This window comes from Anaerotaenia torta (assembly GCF_050433395.1).
Taxonomy (GTDB): Bacteria; Bacillota; Clostridia; order Lachnospirales; family Lachnospiraceae; genus Mobilitalea; species Mobilitalea torta.
On sequence record NZ_JBNPXH010000003.1, the window covers coordinates 43,260 to 65,691 of the forward strand.

General features: G+C 46.9%; 18 protein-coding genes. 9 read left to right on the top strand and 9 right to left on the bottom strand.

Features of this window, described 5'->3' with window-relative positions; genetic code table 11:
* Window positions 1–45: 45 nt before the first annotated feature.
* From HNQ56_RS06315 to HNQ56_RS06325, 3 genes are all read right to left on the bottom strand, one after another.
* A complete protein-coding gene (locus tag HNQ56_RS06315) occupies window positions 46–603 on the bottom strand; it encodes a hypothetical protein (RefSeq protein WP_429143888.1) in 558 nt (185 codons plus the stop codon).
* Window positions 604–777: 174 nt separating this feature from the next.
* On the bottom strand, window positions 778–2,145 hold the full coding sequence (locus tag HNQ56_RS06320) for an MFS transporter (protein WP_429143890.1): 1,368 nt from the start codon (window positions 2,143–2,145) through the stop codon (window positions 778–780).
* Between the two features lie 134 nt (window positions 2,146–2,279).
* Entirely contained in the window at window positions 2,280–2,786 is a 507-nt protein-coding gene (locus HNQ56_RS06325; protein ID WP_429143891.1) for a GNAT family N-acetyltransferase, read from the bottom strand.
* 147 nt (window positions 2,787–2,933) lie between these two features.
* On the opposite strand from HNQ56_RS06325, the gene HNQ56_RS06330 reads away from it, so the two are divergent.
* A complete protein-coding gene (locus HNQ56_RS06330) occupies window positions 2,934–3,746 on the top strand; it encodes a DNA-3-methyladenine glycosylase family protein (RefSeq protein WP_429143893.1) in 813 nt (270 codons plus the stop codon).
* A 132-nt stretch (window positions 3,747–3,878) separates the two neighbouring features.
* Here HNQ56_RS06330 and aspS read toward each other — a convergent pair whose 3' ends face one another.
* Together aspS and HNQ56_RS06340 are read right to left on the bottom strand one after the other, a co-directional pair.
* Window positions 3,879–5,204, bottom strand: coding sequence for an aspartate--tRNA(Asn) ligase (gene aspS / locus HNQ56_RS06335; RefSeq protein ID WP_429143895.1), 1,326 nt, complete (start codon window positions 5,202–5,204; stop codon window positions 3,879–3,881).
* A 507-nt stretch (window positions 5,205–5,711) separates the two neighbouring features.
* Window positions 5,712–6,182, bottom strand: coding sequence for an acyl-CoA thioesterase (locus tag HNQ56_RS06340; protein WP_429143897.1), 471 nt, complete (start codon window positions 6,180–6,182; stop codon window positions 5,712–5,714).
* A gap of 174 nt (window positions 6,183–6,356) precedes the next feature.
* Between HNQ56_RS06340 and fba the strand changes: the two genes are divergently transcribed.
* The gene (gene fba / locus HNQ56_RS06345; protein WP_429143898.1) at window positions 6,357–7,292 is read left to right on the top strand and encodes a class II fructose-1,6-bisphosphate aldolase; all 936 of its coding nucleotides are present in this window, start codon (window positions 6,357–6,359) and stop codon (window positions 7,290–7,292) included.
* Window positions 7,293–7,403: 111 nt separating this feature from the next.
* Here the strand turns inward: fba and HNQ56_RS06350 are convergent, their stop codons facing one another.
* Window positions 7,404–9,890, bottom strand: a complete 2,487-nt coding sequence (locus HNQ56_RS06350) for a bifunctional diguanylate cyclase/phosphodiesterase (RefSeq protein ID WP_429143900.1) — start codon at window positions 9,888–9,890, stop codon at window positions 7,404–7,406.
* A 394-nt stretch (window positions 9,891–10,284) separates the two neighbouring features.
* Here HNQ56_RS06350 and tgt point away from each other — a divergent pair, with 394 nt between their 5' ends.
* From tgt to HNQ56_RS06365, 3 genes are all read left to right on the top strand, one after another.
* Window positions 10,285–11,418, top strand: a complete 1,134-nt coding sequence (gene tgt / locus HNQ56_RS06355; RefSeq protein ID WP_429144445.1) for a tRNA guanosine(34) transglycosylase Tgt — start codon at window positions 10,285–10,287, stop codon at window positions 11,416–11,418.
* 102 nt (window positions 11,419–11,520) lie between these two features.
* Entirely contained in the window at window positions 11,521–11,847 is a 327-nt protein-coding gene (yajC, locus tag HNQ56_RS06360; protein ID WP_429143902.1) for a preprotein translocase subunit YajC, read from the top strand.
* A 198-nt stretch (window positions 11,848–12,045) separates the two neighbouring features.
* Complete coding sequence (locus tag HNQ56_RS06365; RefSeq protein WP_429143904.1) at window positions 12,046–12,516, top strand: helix-turn-helix domain-containing protein; 471 nt, start codon at window positions 12,046–12,048, stop codon at window positions 12,514–12,516.
* Window positions 12,517–12,617: 101 nt separating this feature from the next.
* Here HNQ56_RS06365 and asnB read toward each other — a convergent pair whose 3' ends face one another.
* The 3 genes from asnB to dpsA all read right to left on the bottom strand — a co-directional run bounded on the left by asnB (window position 12,618) and on the right by dpsA (window position 16,163).
* The gene (asnB, locus tag HNQ56_RS06370) at window positions 12,618–14,486 is read right to left on the bottom strand and encodes an asparagine synthase (glutamine-hydrolyzing) (protein WP_429144447.1); all 1,869 of its coding nucleotides are present in this window, start codon (window positions 14,484–14,486) and stop codon (window positions 12,618–12,620) included.
* Window positions 14,487–14,542: 56 nt separating this feature from the next.
* Entirely contained in the window at window positions 14,543–15,130 is a 588-nt protein-coding gene (locus HNQ56_RS06375) for a dipicolinate synthase subunit B (RefSeq protein WP_429143905.1), read from the bottom strand.
* Window positions 15,131–15,233: 103 nt separating this feature from the next.
* On the bottom strand, window positions 15,234–16,163 hold the full coding sequence (gene dpsA, locus HNQ56_RS06380) for a dipicolinate synthase subunit DpsA (protein WP_429143907.1): 930 nt from the start codon (window positions 16,161–16,163) through the stop codon (window positions 15,234–15,236).
* 390 nt (window positions 16,164–16,553) lie between these two features.
* On the opposite strand from dpsA, the gene HNQ56_RS06385 reads away from it, so the two are divergent.
* The 4 genes from HNQ56_RS06385 (at window position 16,554) to HNQ56_RS06400 (ending at window position 22,425) form a co-directional block, all read left to right on the top strand.
* The gene (locus HNQ56_RS06385; protein ID WP_429143909.1) at window positions 16,554–17,093 is read left to right on the top strand and encodes a hypothetical protein; all 540 of its coding nucleotides are present in this window, start codon (window positions 16,554–16,556) and stop codon (window positions 17,091–17,093) included.
* A gap of 60 nt (window positions 17,094–17,153) precedes the next feature.
* Window positions 17,154–19,535: an ABC transporter substrate-binding protein gene (locus HNQ56_RS06390; protein WP_429143910.1), complete on the top strand. Its 2,382-nt coding sequence runs from the start codon at window positions 17,154–17,156 to the stop codon at window positions 19,533–19,535.
* Window positions 19,536–19,683: 148 nt separating this feature from the next.
* On the top strand, window positions 19,684–20,670 hold the full coding sequence (locus tag HNQ56_RS06395) for an ABC transporter permease (RefSeq protein WP_429143912.1): 987 nt from the start codon (window positions 19,684–19,686) through the stop codon (window positions 20,668–20,670).
* Window positions 20,671–20,682: 12 nt separating this feature from the next.
* The gene (locus HNQ56_RS06400) at window positions 20,683–22,425 is read left to right on the top strand and encodes an ABC transporter permease (RefSeq protein ID WP_429143914.1); all 1,743 of its coding nucleotides are present in this window, start codon (window positions 20,683–20,685) and stop codon (window positions 22,423–22,425) included.
* Window positions 22,426–22,432: the final 7 nt, after the last annotated feature.

The window sequence follows — 22,432 nt, forward strand, 5'->3', positions numbered from 1 at the left end:
GGGGAATAATATATAACGGAAAAACAGGCAATACCCGGAGGGGAGTTACAGCCTCCGTACCTTTGCATTTACAGGTATTGTAAGAACATGCTGTAAGGGGATCCACACAAAGCTGGCAATGGAGAAATCGATCATGCTGTGGACTACCGTGCCGATCCCAACCAGTATATAGAGGACGTAGGGGCTGATCGTATTTCCCATATTGACATAATAGAAATATACGGCAATTACCTCTGCGGCCGCATGAATTAGAGAAATAAACAGGGCAAAGGGTACGCTGGTCTTTAGAGATGTGAGCAGCATGTTATTCCTTTTGAGCATAAAGGAGCCTACGACAGCGAATAACACATGGGTTAGGGCGCGAATGACGACAACCAGAGGGAAGCCTGCGATAAAAAACCCGGTACTGGTAATCAGAGCTACTATCACCGCCACCAGAGGTGAAATAAACATTCCGATGAATATTGCCACATGGCTGGCCAAAGTAAAGGACATGGGCTCAATCCGGATCTGAGGCGCAATCATTGGGATTACGATACCAATAGCGCTGAGCAATGCCGCAATTGTCATAATTTCTACTTTTTTTGAAATGTTCTTGTTCATAGAAAGCCTCCATTCTGCTGCCTGCCGCAGCACACCGATCATTCATCATTACGATTTAAGTCTAGTATACTTATTATACAGAAGACATGATAGCTGTCTTGTCAGCTGTAATTATAAACGAGGATATGCTGATTTGTCAATCACCATATTAAAAAAATTGATTTAGATCAGCTTCTATAATTTAACCCGGCCGTCCTCCCGGTTGGCCGCCACCTTCTCTGTTTCAATCCGGTAACGGATGAAAAATACCGCGCAAAGGAGGACTAAAAAGCCGAGCAGATTCAGAAACTGCTGGGCGTATATTTTCTGCCCGAAGAGAACCAGATTCAGCTGCTGCAGGCGGCTCAGCAGAGAGCCGGACAGGATGGATACAATAAAACCGAACAGTCCGGAGACGGAAGAGGTCAGGGTAAGCCAGATCATGCGCTTGTCACTGCGGTAAAAGTCCAGCTGGATGCCAAACAGTCCGATGCCCACAAAAGCCCAGGCAGTGGAGCCGAAGAAAGTGGCAAGCAAATACATGGGATAGGCATTAAAGGGCATGGTAAAAGCCAGGGTAAGAAAATTCAAACCCAGAGAAAGCAGAGTATAACGCAACAGGCGTCCCATTCCGTATTTATCCGCCATGCGGCCCAGCCGAGGTGTGATATAGATACGGTATAAATTGAAGACAAAGCTGACCAGCATGATAAAGGTATAAGGCAGGGAAAGAACCTTAATTATGTAACTGGAGTTAAAGGGTGTGCAGATATAGAAGGCCAGGGTATAAATGCATTGAATGGAAAAGGCTTTTCGAAATCTGCGGTCACGTACGGCTTCTTTGATCTCGGACAGGATACTCTGGGACTTGACCGGCGGTTCCTTTTCCTTTGCCTTTCGGGCCAGGCGCCCATGCATTTCTTTCCCTTCCTCGTTCATATAAGAAAGCTTCGGCTCCTTCATCAGGGAGAGGGCAATGATATTGATTACTGCCAGAATAAAGATGATAACCCCGATAATAAGGAAACCGGCAACAATATTTACCTTCTTAAAATAATCGAGAATCATGCCGCAGAGGAGCATAAGGCTGGATACCACAAACACAGCCACGGAATCCTTGATGGAGAAATACTTTCCCCTCAGGCGGCTGGGTACCAGGCTGGCGATCCAGTCCTGGGAAGCAGGTGTGCCAATCTGTACAAAGATCTGCCCTATAAAATACATCAGCACAATCAATACCGTTTTAGAAAGGTCATTAATCATTAAAATGGGCACAAAATACAGAGCGGCAAAAAGAATGCGCTGCGAGGATGTGATCGTCACAAGGAATTTATATTTCTTAATCCTTTTAAAGAAATTGATCAAAAAAAGCTGGGTTAGGGCGGCAAAGCTCACCAGAGAGGTGATAATTCCGATATTCGCATCGGAGATGCCGCTGTGAGCCATGAGAGCGGTCAAAAAAGTACCTCCCGCCAGCTGGGCAATCGTCTGGGCAGCACTGTCGGCAGTGGTATAATAGACACGGCTGCTCTTTAAATCCTGTTTGGATTCCGGCAGGGCCATAAAATAAATTCTCCGAAGCTGTCCTATCATATATCTGTGCAGATATGATAAATTTTTAAACATAGTGTCATAACCCTTTCGCATGGGAAGATTGCTTATAATACTTCATCCCCATTATAAGCGATAGGGAAGGATTACTCAATGGATTTTTGCGCCATATATTCAAGAGATTCACCCTGGAGACGGTATACGGTCCATTGATCCATGGGAACAGCGCCCAGCTGCTTGTAGAATTGAATGGAGGGTTCATTCCAGTCCAGACATGCCCATTCCAGCCTTTTGCAGCCCCGCTCACTGGCAATCCGGGCCAGCCGGGTGAGAAAACAGGTGCCAAAGCCCATCCCGCGCATTTCCTGGCGGATATAAAGATCCTCAAGATAGATTCCCGGTCTTCCCAGAAAGGTGGAGTAATTGTGGAAAAACAGGGCAAAGCCTACCGGAGCATCCTCGTATTCGCCGATCAATACCTCGGCCTTCTTCTGTACAAAGATAGTTTCTATCAACAGCTCCCTGGTGGCAACCACTTGATCTGACATATTCTCATATTCCGCCAACTCCTTAATAAAATCCAGTATCAGACCGGCATCCTTTTTCTCGGCAAAACGCAGGTGAAAATTCTCAGAGTTCATTTTCTGATGCATAGTAATAACCTCCCGTGACTTATTCATGGCTATTGTAAAACATATGGCAGAAAACTGCAAGAAATATACCAGAATTCCTGTACTTGCCTGTTGCTCCGGAATGCATTATAATTACAATCTGAGTTGGAGTTAATACGGAGGATCAGAGTGAAAATACAGAGCAAGAATTTTAATATACGCCAAATTGCGGAATCCGGACAGTGCTTTCGTTTGAACAGGCTGGAGGAGAACCGCTATAGCCTGATTGCCTGCGGACGCTATCTGGAATTGGTTCAGACCGGGGAAGAGGAGGTTGAGCTTGACTGCGGGGAAGAGGAATATGAAGGTCTTTGGAAGGATTATTTTGATCTGGACTATGATTATCAGCACATCGTAACAGAGCTGACGGAGGGAACCGATTTCTTCCTGCGCTCCGCTGCAGAATACGGCAGGGGAATTCGCATTCTGCGGCAGGATTTCTTTGAAATGCTGATTACCTTTATTATATCCCAGAACAAGAATATACCGTCCATTAAAAGTACGGTGGAAGCAATCAGCCGGAAATACGGAACTTTGATTGTCACCGGGACGGGGCAAAGCCATTATGCCTTTCCATCCCCGGAGCAGCTGGCGCGGGCTGCAAGAGAAGAACTTCGCGAGCTGAAGACGGGATACCGGGATGAATACATACTGCGGGCGGCGCAGGCGGTTGCAGGAGGAGAGCTGGATCCTTGCAGCATCAGAGAAAGCAGTTATCAGGAGGCCTTTCAAAAGCTTCTGGGGCTTCATGGTGTCGGAGAAAAGGTAGCAAATTGCATCTGCCTCTATGGACTGCATCATATTGAGGTGTTTCCGGTGGATGTGTGGATTAAGAGAATCCTGAAGGAAGTATATCAGGGTAGTTTTGATCCCGGCCTGTATGACGGATATGCAGGAATTGTTCAGCAATATATGTTTTACTATATGAGAAACAGGAAATAAATTTTATAAGGGGAAGAAGGAGGCTCGGATGGCGCCGGACTTTCTTCTTCCCCTTTTGCCTCCCGCCATGAGAGCTGTTTCCATGCAGGAAAAATCACGGCGGAAGAGGAGATCTGCCGCACTCCGGAGTGGTTACGGAGTAAGACGGTTGATGTCCCTGGGGAAGAGACAGGAATAGCGGATATTATTTTGCTCCAGGAGCCTGCTGGTGAAACGTTCCAGGCCGAGACCCAGCCCTCCGTGAGGGGGCATACCATATTTATGGATCATAAGATAGCTGTCAAATTCTTCGGGATGCATTCCGCGGGACAGCATTTTCTCAATCTGCATCTCGTATTGGTGGATTCGCTGACCGCCGGTTGTGATCTCAAGACCGCGGAATAACAAGTCAAAGCTGAGCGTTACCTCGGGCTGGCCGGGATCTTCCATGGCATAGAAGGGGCGTTTTTTGGAAGGATAATGGGTAACAAAGACGAAGTCACTTCCAGTCCTCTGCTGAATCAGCCGGCACAGGAGCTTTTCTTCTTCCGGCTCAAAATCCTCCATGTCCTTGATTTCCCTATGAAAGGTAGAAGCAATCATTTCTTTTGCCTCCAGGAAGGGCAAGGCTGGGATAAAGGAGATTTCCGGCAGCTGTACTTTAAGGAGGGAGAGCTCATAGGCATAATTGTCCTTAAGAAAATCCATGGAGTACCGGAGCATCTCGGTCTCCATGTGCATGAGATCTTCGTAATTCTCCAGGTATCCCATCTCAAAGTCAACACTGGTATATTCGTTGAGATGTCTGGAGGTGTCATGCTTCTCGGCGCGGAATACGGGAGCAATTTCATACACCCGTTCATAGACCCCCACCATCATCTGCTTATAAAATTGAGGACTTTGAGCAAGATATGCCTCTTTTCCGAAGTAATCCAGCTTGAAAATATTTGCTCCGCCCTCGGCTCCGGCATAAACGATTTTGGGCGTATGAATTTCTGTGAAGCGTTCCCGGCTCAAAAACCCGCGAAAAGCGCGGCACAGCCCCTCCTGAATCCGGAAAACAGCCCTTTCCTTCTCGTTGCGGAGGGTAATGGGACGGTAGTCCAACAGGGTTTCCAGTGAAGCATCCACCAGCTTATTGTTAATAACTACGGGAGAAATTGCATATGGTGTGGATAAGATACGGATGCTGTGAAGATGAAGCTCATAGCCTGCCTGGGAACGCTCCTCGGCAGCGACTCTTCCCGTGACAAGCAAACAGGCCTCTTCCTTCAATTCCTCCAGGGGAAAGCTGCATTGCTCCGGGGTATAGATGCATTGAACCAGGCATCTTCCGGTGCGAAGGATTACAAAAGCAAAACCGCTCATGCTTCTGATTTTATAGACAGAGCCGGAGATAGTGACCACATTGCCGGCCAGTCCGGCCAGCTCCTCCGGCTGAGGATATCTGTTATAAGAACTTCCGATAATATTTTTCATAGTTATATTCACCTTTCTTTTACCATCTTTACTTTTTCAACCTTGATGACCCCTTTCTATCATGACAAAGATCCATTCCGACATAATCTGTATGCCGCATTGTATCACAACCTTTCTGCCGGTACGAAGAGGTACCGAAACTAAAAATAAAAACTAACAGGAAAATAAAAATGGGTAACAAAAAACCGCATGGGAAGAAAAAAGATCAAGTTTCTGCCAATGCGGTTCAACAAATATAATATTATTGCCTTGAAGGATAATATTATTCTATATCTTCCACATGGGAGCAAGCCAACCAGCGCCTGCACCCATGATGAAATCTGTTAAGATTAATCTTATCGAGATTGTATCATAGCTGCAAGCGCTGCCGGTCATCGTCCCTATTCAGATATGGTTTTCTGCTCTCTGACATAATAAATACCGACTTTCTGATTTTTTACAAGGTTAGCACAGTCTTTGGATTGTGTCAACTACAAATTGCCGCGGGCCAAACTGTAACTCTGCGGCTCAGAAGCCCTCCGTGCGTCTCTGATGGCGGAGGGCATGTCGTTTCTTACCGGCCTCCCATTCGGCCCGTTCCGCCTCGCTGCTGAGAATGAGCTTCGGAACCTCTACCGGGCGGCCGTTCTCATCCAGTGCAACCATAACAAGATAGGCCCGGTTCACAACCTTTCGGATCCCCTGGAGATCCTCTACATAGGTATCGACCCTCACCTCCATGGAGGTGTTGCCCACATAGGTGATATGCCCGATTAAAACCAGGGTATTATTGATAAATGCTCCTGCCTTAAACTGCAGATTGTCAATGGCGGCGGTTGTGACATTGCGTCCGCAGTGCCTTCTGGCAACGACTGCAGCCACCACATCAATCCATTCCACCAGCTGTCCGCCAAACAGACGGTCTGTTCCGTTGATATGGGAGGGCATCAGTATTTGTACCTGTTCCGTAATTGAATCTGAGACTCGTTTTGCATCCATTGGTATTTCCTTTCCGGTGCCAATTATGGCACGTATTTATTTTAATTCATGGCTGAGAATTTGGCAACAGATATGATAAAAATCCTTTTCATTGGATAATTTTGTGGTATAATGAATAGGTAAGGAACAAGAGCAGTGAAAATATTGAACAATACGGAAAGGATGGATTGGATTATGGCTTTAGTTACGACGAAAGATATGTTTCAGAAAGCATATGCCGGCGGCTATGCGATAGGTGCTTTTAACGTGAACAATATGGAGATCATTCAAGGGATTACCGAGGCTGCCAAGGAATTAAATGCACCGGTGATATTGCAGGTTTCCGCCGGAGCGAGAAAGTACGCAAAGCATACTTATCTTGTCAAGCTGGTTGAGGCGGCCCTGGCAGACACGGACCTTCCCATTGCACTTCATTTGGATCATGGTGAGGATTTTGAGATCTGCAAAGCGTGTATTGACGGCGGCTTCACCTCTGTCATGATTGATGGATCCAAACACAGTTTTGAGGATAACATTGCCCTGACCAAGAAGGTTGTTGAATATGCACATGCTCATGGCTGTGTTGTAGAAGGAGAGCTGGGGAAGCTGGCAGGGATAGAGGATGATGTCAATGTCAAGGCGGAGGATGCTTCCTATACCAGGCCCGAGGAAGTAGAAGAGTTTGTAAGCAGGACCGGAGTAGACTCTCTTGCCATCGCGATCGGTACAAGCCACGGTGCCTTTAAGTTCAAACCCGGCCAGAAGCCGCAGCTTCGTTTTGACATTCTGGAGGAAGTAGGCAGAAGACTTCCGGGCTACCCCATCGTATTGCACGGAGCTTCCAGTGTATCCCAGGAATATGTGGAGATCATTCAGAAGTTTGGCGGCAAGATGGACGATGCCATCGGCATTCCCGAGGATATGCTCCGGCAGGCGGCTAAGATGGCAGTATGTAAGATTAATATTGACTCCGATTTGAGACTGGCCTTTACGGCAGGCATCCGGGAGCATATGTTCAACAACCCGGCTCATTTTGATCCCAGACAATATCTTACTCCGGCAAGGAATAATATCAAGGCGGTAGTGAAGCATAAACTGGTGAACGTGCTGGGCTGTGACGGTAAGGCATAATATCCGGAGCCGTATTATAAATAAAGTAAATAAGAGTGGTAAGGCAGGAAGAGAGGCAATGCTGTGCAGGCATCGCCTCTCTTTTGAACTCGGGACAGCTGATTCGCGGCATCAGAACATCGAACACTGATAGATCATGTCATCCTCTTTAATCCGCTCAAGGAGTTCAAGAGGATGCAAGGGAGGGCTGTAAATGAAGCCCTGGACGACATCACAATGTCTTTTGCGAAGAAGCGTCAGCTGATCCTCGCTTTCGACTCCTTCCGCAACCACCTTGATATCCAGGCTGTGCGCCAGTTGTATAATGGATTCCGCAATCCGGGAATCCTTCTCCCGGATACAGATGCTGTCAATAAAGGACTTGTCTATCTTCAAGGTATTGATTGGCATACTGGTAAGATAGTTCAGCGAGGAATAGCCTGTCCCAAAATCGTCCAGGGAGATTTTAACACCCAGCTCCTGCAGGCTGTTCAGCAGCATGGTTGCGTCCACTAAGGAAGATACCAGGGTGCTTTCTGTGATTTCCAGCTCAAGATACATGGGAGGAAGCTGTGTTTCCTCAAGAATTTCGGAAAGCATATTGATAAAGCCGGGGCGGTTGATCTGCACGGAGGAGATATTCACAGAGACCGGCCGCGGCTTGAAGCCCAGATCCATTAATCGTTTGTTAAAATGGCAGGCTTCCCGGATCAGCCAGGCGCTCAGTTCGATAATCATGCCGCTCTCCTCGGCAATTGGTATGAATTCACTGGGTTTTAGCTGGCCCAGACGGTCGTTGCGTATCCGCATCAGAGCTTCAAAGCCTATGATTGCATTGGAATCCAGCTCAACCAGGGGCTGATACTGCAGGTAGATCTCGCGGTTCTCAATGGAGCTGCGCAGGATATCGGTAATCTGAGTATTGCGGTTAAGCTCTTCTTCCATCGTGGCATCAAAAAGAGTGAACTTGTTCTTACCGGTGTCTTTGGACTTATACATGGCAATGTCCGCATTCTTAATCAATGTCCTGGGTGACAGGCCGTTTTCGGGGTAGATGGAGATGCCGATGCTCATGGATATGTATACGGTCTCTTCGTCAAGGCGCAGGGGAGAGCGGAAGCCTTCTATGATCCGGGAGGCGAATTCTACTGCTTCCTCCCTGGAAAGAATATCTTCCCTAAACAGCAGGAACTCATCTCCTCCGGCCCTGGCCAGCATACCGCTATCTCCCTTAATGGCGGTCAGAAGCTCGGCTGTCTTCACCAGAAGCTCATCCCCGTATTCGTGGCCCAGGGTGTCGTTTACCGTCTTAAAATTATCCAGATCCACAAAATATACCGCATGAATCTTCTCGTTGGCATTCGAGTTCAGCAAAGTAGAATTCATATATTCCAAAAAGGCCAGCTTATTGGGAAGGTTGGTCAGGGTGTCATGGTATGCCAGGAATTCGATATGATCATAGTTGGAGCGAAGCAGCTCCTCGTTGGATAGCAGTTCCTCATGCATGGAAGACAGGTCCTCATAATTTACCTTGAGGATATGCAGCATCTTATTAAAATTCTTGGATAGCTCGGCCAGTTCATTATTTCCCTTAATATTGGACTGGACGGTAAGAGTGCCCTCGGCCGCGGTGCGCATGGCATCCCGGAGTGCAATGATGGGAGAGGAGACGATCCGCGCCAGATAGTTGGCGGACAGAGTGACGGCAACCAGCAGGACAGCACAGACCTCCATCAGAACCATCAGCACGATGGAGGTGACGGATTGGATATCCGAGAGATTCTGCTTCACCAGAAGCACCCAGTTCAGTTCGGGAAGAATGCTGTATCCATAGATCTGATCAACGCCTTCGTTGCTGTATTCGAAGCTGCCGTCAGAGGTCAGACCTCCCCGATTGTAGGCATTCACCAGGGAGGACAGTTTCTCGGAACCGATGGGAGCACCGATCCGCGAGGCATCCGGATGATAGATCACCTTGCCGGAACCGTCAAGAAGGATGCAAAAGCCGGAATCACCTATGGTAATGGAATTCAGGTATTTCTCAAAATAGGAGATATTGATGGTACTGATGATATAGCCATAGATCTGGCCGGTATGACTGTCAAGGATGGGAGAACCGATTTCCATGGAATAGATCGTCTCACCTTCTCTGACCATGGGACGGATACCGTCAACTGCTATGGCAGTGTCCTTGGTTGCCAGCATATAGGTCAGGGTCAGATCGGAGCCGGTAGAGGTGCCGATGACAGAGGTATCGGAACTGGCAATCACCTCATTGCGGATATTATACAGAGAGATACGTTCACAGAAGTCGTAGCTGCTGCAGCGCATATTCAGCAGTTCGTTCACCGCATCGGGCGAGAAGGTATGGTCGCGGCTGCTCTGCTCTGCGGCCTGAAGGAGCTCGTCCTGAATGGAGAGCAGGGACACCTCGGTGTGCTGGGCTTCCAGAAGTGCTTGAAGCCCCTTCTTGCTTGTTTCCGCCAGGCGAAGAATATTCTGGGTATTCATTTCAACCAGCCGGTTTGTCAGCAGGCCATGTACGATCACAGAGATCAGAATAACAGGGATCATTGAGGATAGAATCAATAATATCCGCAAGGATTTCTTAATCGACATGGCGCACCTCCTTAAATAATATAATCAAAAGTTGCACTGCAATATATTTGCCAATGATTTACATGTAAAGCAATTATCTACATTTTATCAATCATGTAAGAAATTTGCAATATGTATTATGAAATATTCATATTTTGCTCAAAAAATGGGATAAAACTATACATTATATACAAAGGAATTATGTCGAATAAAGAGGGATGTCGTCTTTTTTGTAAATGGAAAGAGGGGGACAGGAGATGGAATGAATTTCATAAATAATTTATTAACTTATATATTTTAGTTGAAAATATGGCGTTTTAAAGGTATACTTGTAATGCTATGCAGGAAAGACAGCGATGGCGTAAGACAGATCAAGAATTGGGAGAGCAAGGAAGAAAGCAGGATTAACAGCGATATGTACAAAATTATTGAGCAGGACGGCAGGGCGAAGAGCGCTGAGTTTGAGACTGTCCATGGAACCATACAAACCCCTGTATTCATGAACGTGGGGACAGCTGCTGCAATTAAAGGGGCGGTTTCTACCATGGATCTGAAGACAATCGGCACACAGGTGGAGCTGTCCAATACCTATCATCTGCATGTCAGGCCCGGTGATAAGGTGGTGAAGCAGATGGGAGGGCTTCACAGGTTCATGGTATGGGACAGGCCGATTCTTACGGATTCCGGGGGATTTCAGGTGTTTTCTCTTTCGGGGCTCCGTAAGATTAAGGAAGAGGGCGTTTATTTTAATTCCCATGTAGACGGCCGCAAAATATTTATGGGACCGGAAGAAAGTATGCAGATTCAGTCTAATCTGGCTTCCACCATAGCCATGGCCTTTGATGAATGTCCGCCGCATCCGGCAACCAGAGAATATATGCAGAATTCCGTAGACCGGACCACCCGATGGCTGAGAAGGTGCAAGACGGAGATGGATCGGCTGAACGGCCTGGAGGACACGATCAACAAGCGGCAGATGCTCTTTGGCATCAATCAGGGAGGCACCTTTGAAGATATCCGGATGGAGCATGCGAAGGTGATTTCAGAACTGGAGCTGGACGGATACGCTCTGGGAGGTCTGGCGGTAGGAGAAAGCCACGAAGAGATGTACCGTATTATAGAAGAGACGGTACCCTATCTTCCGCTGCATAAGCCGGTCTATCTCATGGGAGTCGGAACACCGGCCAATATACTGGAGGCAGTGGACCGTGGTGTGGACTTCTTTGACTGTGTATATCCCACAAGGAATGGCAGGCATGGACATGCCTATACCAACAGCGGAAAAATGAATCTGCTGAATGCAAAATATGAGCTGGATGACAGGCCGATTGAAGAAGGCTGCGGCTGCCCCGCCTGTATGCATTACAGCCGTTCCTATATCAGGCATCTCCTTAAAGCAAAGGAAATGCTGGGGATGAGACTGCTGGTTCTTCATAATTTGTATTTCTATAACCATATGATGGAGGAGATCCGGGAGGCAATCCGGGAAAGGCGTTATAATGAATATAAGAAGATGCGCCTGGAGGGCTTTGCCGGGAGTGAGGACTAAGGCGGCAGAGAAAAGAAGGACAGATAAGAAAGGTACAGAGTAACAAATAATAATTAATAATAAATCAAAGAAAACAATTAAAATTATCAGGAGGATTATCAAATGAATCATTTTATGTTATTAGCGGAAGATACAGCCGGAGCAGGCGGAGGCTCTATGGTGATCTTAGCTGTCCAGGTTATTTTTCTGGGAGGATTGCTTTACTTCATGCTGATTCGTCCTCAGAGAAAGCAGCAGAAGAAGATGAATGTAATGCTTTCCACTTTGGCGGCCGGAGATAGCGTGGTAACTACCGGCGGTTTCTACGGAGTGGTAATCGATGTGATGGATGATATCGTAATTGTAGAATTCGGCAATAATAAGAACTGCAGAATTCCGATGAAGAAAAGTGCAATTGTGGAGCTTGAAAAGCCCAACACTGAGAAATAAGGCGTGAAAGAACAATAAAATACCGGCATTGCAGACAGAGGGCTGTCCGATCCCATATTGGTTTCGGACAGCTTTTTTGTGTCGGCTTAAGGCGGTAACCCATATTCTACCGAGATTCTACCAACGGTAGGTTTACAGATGCTATAAAATATACTAATCTGAAATCAGCACAAATTAAAATGATAAGGAGAGTACCGTATGGATCGGGAAAAGATCGGTAAATTAATTGCTGAGCGCAGAAAGGCCAGGAATTATACCCAGGCAGAGCTGGCGGTGAGGCTTGGTGTCACAGATAAATCGGTATCAAAATGGGAATGCGGAAGGAGTATGCCGGATGCTTCCCTTTATGAGCCTCTCTGCAGGGAGCTGGATATATCCATAAGTGAGCTGCTCGCAGGAGAAAAATCCGACGGAACAAACGAACAAAGAATTAATAATGAGACCATACTGGAAATCGTCAGGCTGTATGAGAAGACGAAGCATCATAAAGACATACTGATCGGGGTTGCGATCACAGTAATCGGAAGTCTTCTTCCGATGGACATGGGAGCCGTATCGGAAGTGGGAGAATTTATTCAGGGCTGCTCTCTGGGATTGTCCGTCGGAATGAAGGTGGTGGGCCTCATTTGGATTATGTACGGAATTGCAAAGTCATCCAGAGATAGGTAATATGGGTCAAATATGAAAGGCCGCCGGAAACAGCTTCCTGTTTCCGGCGGTTTTTGCAGACTATTAATTTCAGCCGCGGCAGCCTGATCGCTATTGATTCCTTATACCAGTTCGATCTTGTATTTCTCCAGCCAGTAGTTGACCTGCAGCAGGTATGCCACCATCTGGGGGCCTGCCATCAGCTGTCCGTACCAGGGCTTTCCGTAATCGGAAGGGGCTTCAAGGAAGATTCTTACCTTATTAATGTCAATGAGAGGGCGGATGGGAGCATTGGGATCGGAGATCACCTCCAGCAGGCGGCTGCCCAGAAGCTTCTCATAGTCCGGGTGGTAGGTCTTAGGATAGGGGCTCTTTCGGCGCAGCAGGATTTCTTCGGGGATGAGTCCCCGACCCGCGTCCCGGAGCAGTCCCTTGACAACGCCGTTCCGGGCTTTCATGGACCAGGGAACATTCCAGACGTATTCAACAATGCGGTGATCCGCAAAGGGCACTCTTGCCTCAAGACCGGAATTCATACTGCACCGGTCCATGCGGTCCAATAAAGTTACCATGAACCATTTTAAATTGAGATAGGCGATCTCCCTCCGGCGGGCCTCGGTCTTGTTCTCCCCTTCCAGACGGGGAACCTGGGACAGGGTTTTTTCATAAGCGGCCCGGACATAGGCGTCCAGATCCAGTGACGATAATAAATCCTGGGACAGCAGGAGCTTGCGGGTCTCCATACTGTTCGACCAGGGAAAGGTATTCACTTCCATCAGCTCAGGCCGGTTGATCCAGGGATAGCCTCCGAAAATTTCATCCGCACACTCGCCGGTCAGGGTGACCCTTGTCTCTGCGGCTACCTGCCGGCAGAAATAAAGCAGGGAGGATTCTACATCCGCCATATTGGGAAGATCCCTGGCATCCACCGCAGGGTATAAATAATCCACCAGATCAAGATTGTCACACTCCAGATAGGTATGGCGGCTGCCGGCGGCTTTTACCATAATGTCCACATAAGGACGGTCCTCGGAGGGCTGAAAGGAATTGGATTGAAAATATTTGCTGTTTTCTTTAAAATCGAAGGAATAGGTCCGAAGCTCCTTCCCCTGCTTCTTCAGTTCTTTGGCACAAATGGCGGTAACCAGGCTGCTGTCCAGACCGCCGGACAGAAGGGTGCAGATGGGAATATCGGAGATCATCTGGCGTTTCACCGCATCGTATAAGAGGAAGGAGGTCTTCTCTACCGTATCCTCATAGGTGTCCTCATGAGGGGCGCTGATCAGCTTCCAATAAGGCTGTTCCGTCATTCCCTGTTCCCGGAAGATCAGAAGATGCCCGGCCAGAACTTCATGAATATCCTTGAATACTCCCTTGCCATAGGACTTGGCGGGACCCAGGCCGAAGATTTCACACAATCCGTCTGCATCCACTCTCGGTCTGATCCCCGGATATTCCAATAATCCCTTAATCTCTGAGGAGAAGACGATGGTCTGGTCTGCAATGGTATAAAACAAAGGCTTGATACCGAACCGGTCCCTTGCCAGGTACAGGGTGCGGCTGCCTTCATCCCATACGGCGAAGGAGAAGCATCCGTTTAAAGATTTGACAAATTCGCTCCCCAGGGCCATGAAGCCGGTCAGGATAACCTCCGTATCCGTATGAGTCCGGAAGGAGTAACCCATGCTGATAAGAGAATCTCTTAATTCTGCGGTATTATAAAGCTCTCCGTTATAAACGATGGTATACATTGCCGGCGGTATAGGGGAAGCTCCGGCCTTCTGCTTTCTCATTGGCTGATGGCCCCGGTTGAGGTCTATGACAGACAGGCGGGTGTGGGCCAGTCCGGCCTGGGGCAGGAGCAGGGTATCCTCGTCATCCGGTCCCCGATGGGTCAGTCTGTTCTTCATATCCGCCAGGATACGATTCCATTTGTTATAATCTCTTGTGTAATCCTCTCTTATATTACAAAAACCGGCAATTCCACACATATCAATAAGCACGCCTTTCTTTGAGGTCTGTAAACTCTGGGATTCCTAATCCTTGATCAGCCCGGTGCAAGCACTACCGGCTGGAGCTGCCTGCCTTCCAGGGCTTCTTCCATAGCGGGCAGCATCAGATCGAAATGTGCAACCATGGAATTGGGTTTATTCCTGTAATTATCCTGTCCAAAAGGGACAAAATATATGTTCTTGGTACCGAGCAGATGTCCGATATTCCTCAGGTTGTTGCCCAGTGCATCATTGGTAGCCATAGCGATAACCACCGGCTTCTGATTGCGAAGCTGGCTTTTTGCGGCCATCAGGACCGTGGTATCGGTTATGCCGTTGGCAAGCTTCGCCAGGGTATTGCCGGTACAGGGGGCTATGATTAAGATATCAAACAGATTCTTTGGGCCGACCTTTTCTGCCGCTACGATGGATGTGATCGGATCTCTGCCCGTCATGGTCTGCGCTTTCAAAAGAAAGCTTCCGGCAGCGCCGAAGCGTGTGTCCGTCACCTGGGAATGCTCCGAAAAGATAGCGGTGACATTGGCCTGTTCCTGTATCATGCGTTCCATCTGAGGAAATACTTCGTCATAAGTGCAATAGGAGCCGGTCAGAGCCACCCCTATATTTTTCCCTAGAAGATTCATTTTATACCTCCCTCTGTTGCTCGTTGCTAATATAAGAGCGGGTTCTGATTTTTCCCGCTCGTTGCTAACATAAGAGCGGGTTCTGGTTTTTCCCGCTCGTTGTTTAAACATCAAGAACGGATTTTGTTTTTTCCGCTTGTTGTTTAATTACAGAATCAATGGCAGTTACCAGGATATCGGAAGAAGTCCTGGGAGCCACTTTGCCGGGCAGACCCAGACAGAGCCTGGCGTTCAGGCCGAGTTTTGCGGCATAGGTAAAGTCCACACCGCCGGGAGCGGAAGCAATGTCAATAATGCAGGCGTGTTTATCCACATAATCCAGACAGTCAGGGGTGAGAACTGGAGCTGGTATGGTATTGAAGATAAAGTCACAGGAGGGCAGAACGCATTTAATATATGGAAGGAACAGCGACGACAATCCGGCAGCCTCGGCATATGCAACCGCCTCGGCACTCCGGGCCGCTGCCAGAACATGGGCGTCCATAGCCTTGAGCTTGGCGGCCAGTACTCTGGCACACCGTCCATAGCCGAGAACCAGGCATTTGCTGCCGTGCAGATTGCGGTCACTGCCTGCAATTGCTTCCATGATGGTACCTTCGGCAGTCGCTATGGCATTCAGTATGGCAATTCTCTCATCCTTCATCAGATCGTGGAAAAAGATTCCTTTTGTTTCACAGGCCTTTATAATGGAGGGAGGAAGAACACCGCCAAACAGCAGATGGCCCTCCGTCAGCAGTCCGGCGGCATGCTCCACGGTCATATCCTCAGGCAATAGGGGTGAAGGGGCTGCTGATCCGGCTATAGAGGAAGTATAGATTGTAACCTGGTCTCTGGTGAAGGGAATAGGGCCGATGAGAATCCGGCAACTTTGAAATAATTCCTCCAGGGATGGCAGTGAGGCAAAGCTTCCCGGCACGACTTCCACCGGTGTGCGGCAGACGGCTGTGGGATAACCCTTTGCTGAAAATAATGCGGCCATATATGCCTGGCGTGTATCGCCGCCGAATATCCCGATCTGATATTTGTAGGACATCGCAGTCTCCGATTCCTTTATAAAACCTCAATCATATTATATGAGCCGGTGTGAAAAAGGTGTTAGGAGGCGGGGATTTTAACCTGTCGAAAAAAATGATAGTAAATACAGGAAGCTTGGATTGCAGACTTGACAATAGCCATGAGAACGATTATAATGGTCTGAGGAGTTAGGTGCAGGAGGTCAATTGTACGCGTACCGTGGACAGTTTGAAAGAAAGCCCCAGATTTATATCTTATAGTAACTTAGTTAATATAGCTGGCATATTTGAGAGTACTAGGTAAGGAAGCTTAGTGGTGAAGCATGCTCCATAATACTTTAATCATGAGCTTTTTTTTCATTAGATCATTCTCAACTTAGAATTGAAAGCTATCCGTCAAAGGTTGCCCCATGAAAAAATATCAAAAAGATTACAAATTGATCCCCTATCTGCAGCCAAACGGTAAGATAAAAGAGAAGGCAGAATACACCGGAAAGTACTATATTGCCCGGCACAGTGAAGCAGAGCTAAGGAAGATAAAGAGATATAGTTTAACGTTAACATTGTGCGGCATGCTTGCAATGGCAGGGGCCGGGATGTTGAATACTAACACCGGAAGAGTGATGTATGTGGCATTGCCCTATGCCTGTTTGTTTTTTCCGGTGGTATTTAATTTGCTGGGAGCGGTAAAATTTCTGACAGTGGGGGATAAGCTGGAGTTTGCGGCTTATGACAAATCAGTAAACCGGATTCGCAGATCTTCAATTGGTCAGTTGGTATTAAGCAGCATTACAGTAATTGGAAGTCTGTGCTTTTTCTTTTTTGGGGAGAAGACGGAGAGGATAGCGGAGGAAATCGTTTTTCTTGGCAGTATGGTTCTGGTATTTCTGTGCGGCATAATCCTGTTAAAAAGCAGGATGACAGGGAGTTACACGGTAAAGGAAGATTAAAAACAGTTATTTATGCGTTTAAAACGCTTAAATATAAAAAAGAAAGTGGAGGTAAAGAGAATGAAGAAAATGAATAAAGTCTTATCTATTCTGCTGGTTCTGACCATGTGCATCATGTCACTGGCTGCCTGCGGCAAGAAGACTAAGACCGATGATCAGACTCCTACCAAGGCGCCGGAGGCCACAGCAGCTCCTACTGATGCTGCAGGAGAGGAACCGGGAGCAGGGGAGACAGAGGAGAACACAACCCCGTTGGTGGTTGGTTATGATGCATTCAGCGAGAAGTTCAGCCCGTTTTTTGCAGATACGGTAATGGACCAGGATGTGGCAAATGTTACAGGTGTTTCGCTGTTGACAACGGACAGAGGGGGCGCTATCATTTTCAATGCAATTGAGGGTGAGACCGTTGCCTATAACGGAACTGACTATACTTATAACGGAATAGCTGATCTTGATATCAATATTGATACAGCAGCCGATACTACCACCTATTACATTAAGATCAGGGATGATGTTAAGTTCAGTGATGGTGAAGTGATGGATGCGGATGATATTATTTTTACTTATTACGTATTATCCGATCCGTCCTATGATGGTTCAAGCACATTATATTCCCAGCCGATTATCGGTATGAAGAATTATCGTGCTAACAGCTCCGCAGCGGATACGATTACCACTGAGGATGTAAATAAGATGCTTGCTGAGCCTAACGATGACTTAAAGCAGCAGTTTGCTGATAAACTGGTTCGTCCTCTTCTGGAGGAAGAGTATGAGTGGTGCGGTACTCTATATGGTAACGAAAGCTATAAGAAATATACTGATGCCTATCCGGAGCAAAAGGATCTCTTTGCCTCCTTCTACAGCATTGATGAGAATTATGATTCCTCAGCTGTAGCTGATGCGAAGCAGGTAGTAGAAGATGTAATTGCTCAGTACGGCTCTGATTATAAGACGCTGGCAGCTAACTATGGCGATGCGGCTTATCTTGATGCAGATGCAGCGGCGCTGGCTACCACTGCCCTGGTTGAAGCGAAGAAAGCAGCCGGCGAAGGTTCGGATGTTGCCAATATTGAAGGTATTAAAAAGCTTAGCAACACCGAAGTCCAGGTTACAACCAAGGGCTATGATGCTACTGCGGTTTATCAGATTGCAGGCATTATCGTAGCACCTTTACATTACTATGGTGATGTTTCCCAGTATGACTATGAGAATAACAAGTTCGGCTTCCCGAGAGGGGATTTGTCCATCGTTAAGGGCAAGACGACCAAGCCTTTGGGTGCAGGTCCTTTTAAGTACGTTAAGTATGAGAATAAGGTAGTATTCTTTGAAGCCAACGAGAATTATTACCAGGGTGCGCCCAAGACGAAGTACATGCAGTGGAAAGAGACTAACTCAGCAGATAAGGTCACCGGTATTGAGCAGGGAACGATCGATATTTCTAATCCCTCCGGAAGCAAGACCGTGTTTGAGCAGATTGCAGAAATGAACAGCAACGGTGAATTGTCCGGAGATAAGATTGTGACCAACCGTGTGGATAATCGCGGTTATGGTTATATTGGTATGAACGCAGACAGAGTGAATGTTGGCGGAGAACCCGCTTCCGAGGCATCCAAGAATCTGAGAAAGGCTTTGTCCACCGTTCTTTCCGTATATCGTGATGTTGCAATTGATACCTATTATGGGGATGCTGCAAGTATCATTAACTACCCCATCTCTAATACTTCCTGGGCGGCACCTCAGAAGTCGGATGCCGACTATGCAGTTGCTTTCTCCAAGGATGTGAATGGTAATCCCATCTATACCGCTTCCATGAGTTCGGAAGATAAATATGCAGCAGCTTTAAAAGCAGCTCTGGGTTACTTTGAAGCAGCCGGCTATACTGTATCAAACGGTATGGTAACAGCAGCTCCGGCTGGCGCTAAGATGGAATATACCGTTATGATTCCTGGCGATGGCGAGGGAGATCATCCTTCCTTTGCGATTTTAACGGATGCTGCAGCAGCGTTAAAGAGTATTGGCTTTACTTTAACGGTAGACGATCTTGCGGATTCAGCGGTTCTCTGGGAGAGAATGGATGCGGCTCAGCAGGAATTATGGTGTGCAGCATGGCAGGCAACAATTGATCCTGATATGTACCAGGTTTACCACAGCACTAACGCAGTGGGCAAGGGCGGAACAGACAGCAACCATTATCATATTGCAGATTCTGACCTGGACACCTTAATTATGGATGCAAGAAAGAGCGATGATCAGACTTATAGAAAGGCAGCATATAAGCAGTGCCTTGATATCGTTATGGATTGGGCAGTTGAGATTCCGGTTTATCAGAGGCAGAACTGTATTGTATTCAGCGGAGAGCGTGTGAATATGGATACTGTTACCCCGGATGTTACCACATGGTATGACTGGATAGCAGAGATTTATACAATTGAGTTAAAATAACCAGCAATTAATGATCATGTAATAAGCTTAAGAGTGCCATGATTAATTTCATGGCATTCTTATGCTTATGTTATAACCTAGGACAACCGGCTTGCCACAGGTCAGTGTCTGGTACAGGCTATTAGTATAAAGATTGGGGATGCATCTTATGCGGAAGTTTCTTATAAAAAGATTAGCAATAAGTGTTATTATACTGTTTTTTATCGCCTTGATTATATATACTGTAATTCGCTGCATGCCTACCTCCTATGTGGAAGGCATGGCAAGGCAGAAGGCTACCCTTCCGGGCGGGAAGTCCTATTCGCAATGGTTGGCAGAGTTAGAGGCTGCTTATGGTTTGGACGTTGGAATTGTTCCCGGATTTATTCGCTGGTTAGGGCAAGCAATACAAGGAAAGTTTGGAGATTCATGGGCTTTCAATGTTCCGGTGACAGAGAAATTTTCCAGAGTAATCTGGTACTCCTTTATGCTGGGTGCGGCATCATTTATATTAGAGATTATCTTGGCGATTCCTTTGGGTATTATGGCTGCGAGAAAGCAGTACAGCAGGGCGGATTATGCCATTAGTGTGTTTGCCTTGATTGGAATTTCCCTTCCTTCGTTTTTCTTTGCGACGGTTTTAAAATGGGTATTTTCAATTAAATTGGGCTGGTTTGATTTATTCGGAATGATTGATCGTATGCACGAGCAAATGAGTCCGGTGGGACAGGCAATAGATATTGCCAAGCATTTTGTGCTGCCGGTGTTGACATTGACTATAGTAAGCGTCGGATCGCTTATGAGATATACAAGAACGAATATGCTTGAGGTATTGAATTCGGATTATATCCGTACCGCAAGAGCTAAGGGACTGTCCGAGCGGAGGGTTGTGAATTATCATGCCTTTCGCAATACGCTGATCCCGATTGTTACTATTCTGGGAGCTTCTCTGCCTGGATTGTTCGGAGGAGCAATGATTACGGAGACCTTATTTCAGATTGAGGGAATTGGATATACCTCTTATAAGGCAATGACGACCGGGGATATTCCTTTTTCCATGTTCTATATGGTCTTCCTGGCAATTCTTACGCTTATTGGAAACTTGATTGCAGATGTTCTATATGCGGTTGTGGATCCAAGAGTCAGAATAAATTAGGAGGTGTGATTCATGAAGAAAGATGAGAGAAAAGAGCATATCAGCACTTCCACAGCCCTCGATGATGAGCAGAGAATCAAGGTTCTATCTCCCGGAATGCTTGTAGCAAAACGTTTTTTCCGGAATCGTCTGGCGGTAATCGGACTGGTGATTATTCTGGTCATGTTTGTTTTTTCCTTTATTGGGGGATTATTGATGCCCTACAAGGAATCCCAGGTGTTTCGAGTAGAGGAGGCCGTAGAGAAGGATTATGCAGGACTGGCCGTTAATGTGGATTATCAGTATGTGGATGCAGATGGCACCAGCTTCCCTCCGGTGGCTAAGGCGCAGTTGATTCTGGCCATCAACCGGAATGAAGAGAGCTTTGTTGCCAAGGATATAATGTATTCCATTGTCAAAGAAGGGGACGAGTTCTACCGGATTGTTGAATACGATGACTTTGCCACGGTGAGGAGTCTAAAAGGAGTGGACCGCTTTACAGCTGAGGGCTCCGCCGAGGTGACGAAGGAGATGCAGAGTGCTTATAGGGCAGCTGTAGATGCTGGAGAGACATCTTTTCAATTGGATGGTACAACCTACTATATCAATAACAATGGGAAGAACACTTCCATTGCAATAGCTAAGGATATCAGTCTTGTGTCGAAGCTGATATTTCATTCCTATTCCCAGGATACTGCTTTGGACTATGCCTTCCGCCTGGAAGCAGAGAGAGCAATTGATGCCAAAGCTTCCTCCTTTTCGGTAAATGGATCAATCTATACCATGGAGTATGATGCGGAGGATAATTCTGCGATTTTCTATTTGATGAATGGCAATGAGAAAACTGCTTATGCCATGGCTTCCACAATGACCATTAATGCGGTTGTGGATGAATTCCTGACCATTGAGTTTAAGGACGCCGCAACAGAAGCAGTTGCAAACGGTGATTCCAGCTTCATCCTGCCGGATCAGAGCGGTAATGAGGTGGAGTATAAGGTGGTTCGAAAGGATAATCAGTATATCATAAGAAAATATACGGTAACACAGTTAAATAATATTTACGAAGCGCCTTCAAAGGCACATCCGGTAGGGACGGACGGCAATGGAATGGATATTCTGACCCGGTTGATGTATGGGGGTAGGGTATCTCTGATGCTTGGCTTTGCGGTAGTGTTCATTGAGACCTTTCTTGGAGTCATTATGGGCGGTATTGCAGGATATTTTGGAAAATGGGTGGATACTCTTATTATGCGTATTGTGGATATTATGTATTGTATTCCCTCCATGCCCCTTTATATCATTATGGGGTCTATTATGGACTACATGAAAATTGACCCGATGCAGCGGCTTTATATGTTAATGCTGATTCTTGGCCTTCTAGGATGGCCCTCGATTGCCAGAATGGTCCGCGGGCAGATCCTTTCCCTCAGAGAGCAGGAGTTCATGATTGCTACGGAGGCCTTAGGTATCAGTGTTCCGAAAAGAATCTTTAAGCATCTGGTTCCTAATGTTATTCCCCAGTTGACTGTTATTGCAACTATGAGCTTGGGCAGCATTATTCTGACGGAGGCGACATTGAGCTTCCTTGGCTTGGGTGTGAAATTCCCCCTTGCCTCCTGGGGTAATATTATCAATGCGGTAAATAATATCCATGTTATGAAAAGTTATTTGTTTGTATGGATGCCGGCAGGCTTTCTGATATTGATTACTGTTCTGGGCTTTAATTTTATTGGCGATGGATTGCGGGATGCATTTGATCCCAAGATGAAGAGGTAGGTGAGGA

What these genes read in the sequence shown, in the direction of transcription:
- HNQ56_RS06315 (WP_429143888.1), bottom strand. Translation starts at nt 603, where the DNA reads ATGAACAAGAACATTTCAAAAAAAGTAGAAATTATGACAATTGCGGCA.
- HNQ56_RS06320 (WP_429143890.1), bottom strand. Translation starts at nt 2,145, where the DNA reads ATGGCCCTGCCGGAATCCAAACAGGATTTAAAGAGCAGCCGTGTCTAT.
- HNQ56_RS06325 (WP_429143891.1), bottom strand. Translation starts at nt 2,786, where the DNA reads ATGCATCAGAAAATGAACTCTGAGAATTTTCACCTGCGTTTTGCCGAG.
- aspS (WP_429143895.1), bottom strand. Translation starts at nt 5,204, where the DNA reads ATGAAAAATATTATCGGAAGTTCTTATAACAGATATCCTCAGCCGGAG.
- HNQ56_RS06340 (WP_429143897.1), bottom strand. Translation starts at nt 6,182, where the DNA reads ATGGATGCAAAACGAGTCTCAGATTCAATTACGGAACAGGTACAAATA.
- fba (WP_429143898.1), top strand. Translation starts at nt 6,357, where the DNA reads ATGGCTTTAGTTACGACGAAAGATATGTTTCAGAAAGCATATGCCGGC.
- HNQ56_RS06350 (WP_429143900.1), bottom strand. Translation starts at nt 9,890, where the DNA reads ATGTCGATTAAGAAATCCTTGCGGATATTATTGATTCTATCCTCAATG.
- tgt (WP_429144445.1), top strand. Translation starts at nt 10,285, where the DNA reads ATGTACAAAATTATTGAGCAGGACGGCAGGGCGAAGAGCGCTGAGTTT.
- yajC (WP_429143902.1), top strand. Translation starts at nt 11,521, where the DNA reads ATGAATCATTTTATGTTATTAGCGGAAGATACAGCCGGAGCAGGCGGA.
- HNQ56_RS06365 (WP_429143904.1), top strand. Translation starts at nt 12,046, where the DNA reads ATGGATCGGGAAAAGATCGGTAAATTAATTGCTGAGCGCAGAAAGGCC.
- asnB (WP_429144447.1), bottom strand. Translation starts at nt 14,486, where the DNA reads ATGTGTGGAATTGCCGGTTTTTGTAATATAAGAGAGGATTACACAAGA.
- HNQ56_RS06375 (WP_429143905.1), bottom strand. Translation starts at nt 15,130, where the DNA reads ATGAATCTTCTAGGGAAAAATATAGGGGTGGCTCTGACCGGCTCCTAT.
- dpsA (WP_429143907.1), bottom strand. Translation starts at nt 16,163, where the DNA reads ATGTCCTACAAATATCAGATCGGGATATTCGGCGGCGATACACGCCAG.
- HNQ56_RS06385 (WP_429143909.1), top strand. Translation starts at nt 16,554, where the DNA reads ATGAAAAAATATCAAAAAGATTACAAATTGATCCCCTATCTGCAGCCA.
- HNQ56_RS06390 (WP_429143910.1), top strand. Translation starts at nt 17,154, where the DNA reads ATGAAGAAAATGAATAAAGTCTTATCTATTCTGCTGGTTCTGACCATG.
- HNQ56_RS06395 (WP_429143912.1), top strand. Translation starts at nt 19,684, where the DNA reads ATGCGGAAGTTTCTTATAAAAAGATTAGCAATAAGTGTTATTATACTG.
- HNQ56_RS06400 (WP_429143914.1), top strand. Translation starts at nt 20,683, where the DNA reads ATGAAGAAAGATGAGAGAAAAGAGCATATCAGCACTTCCACAGCCCTC.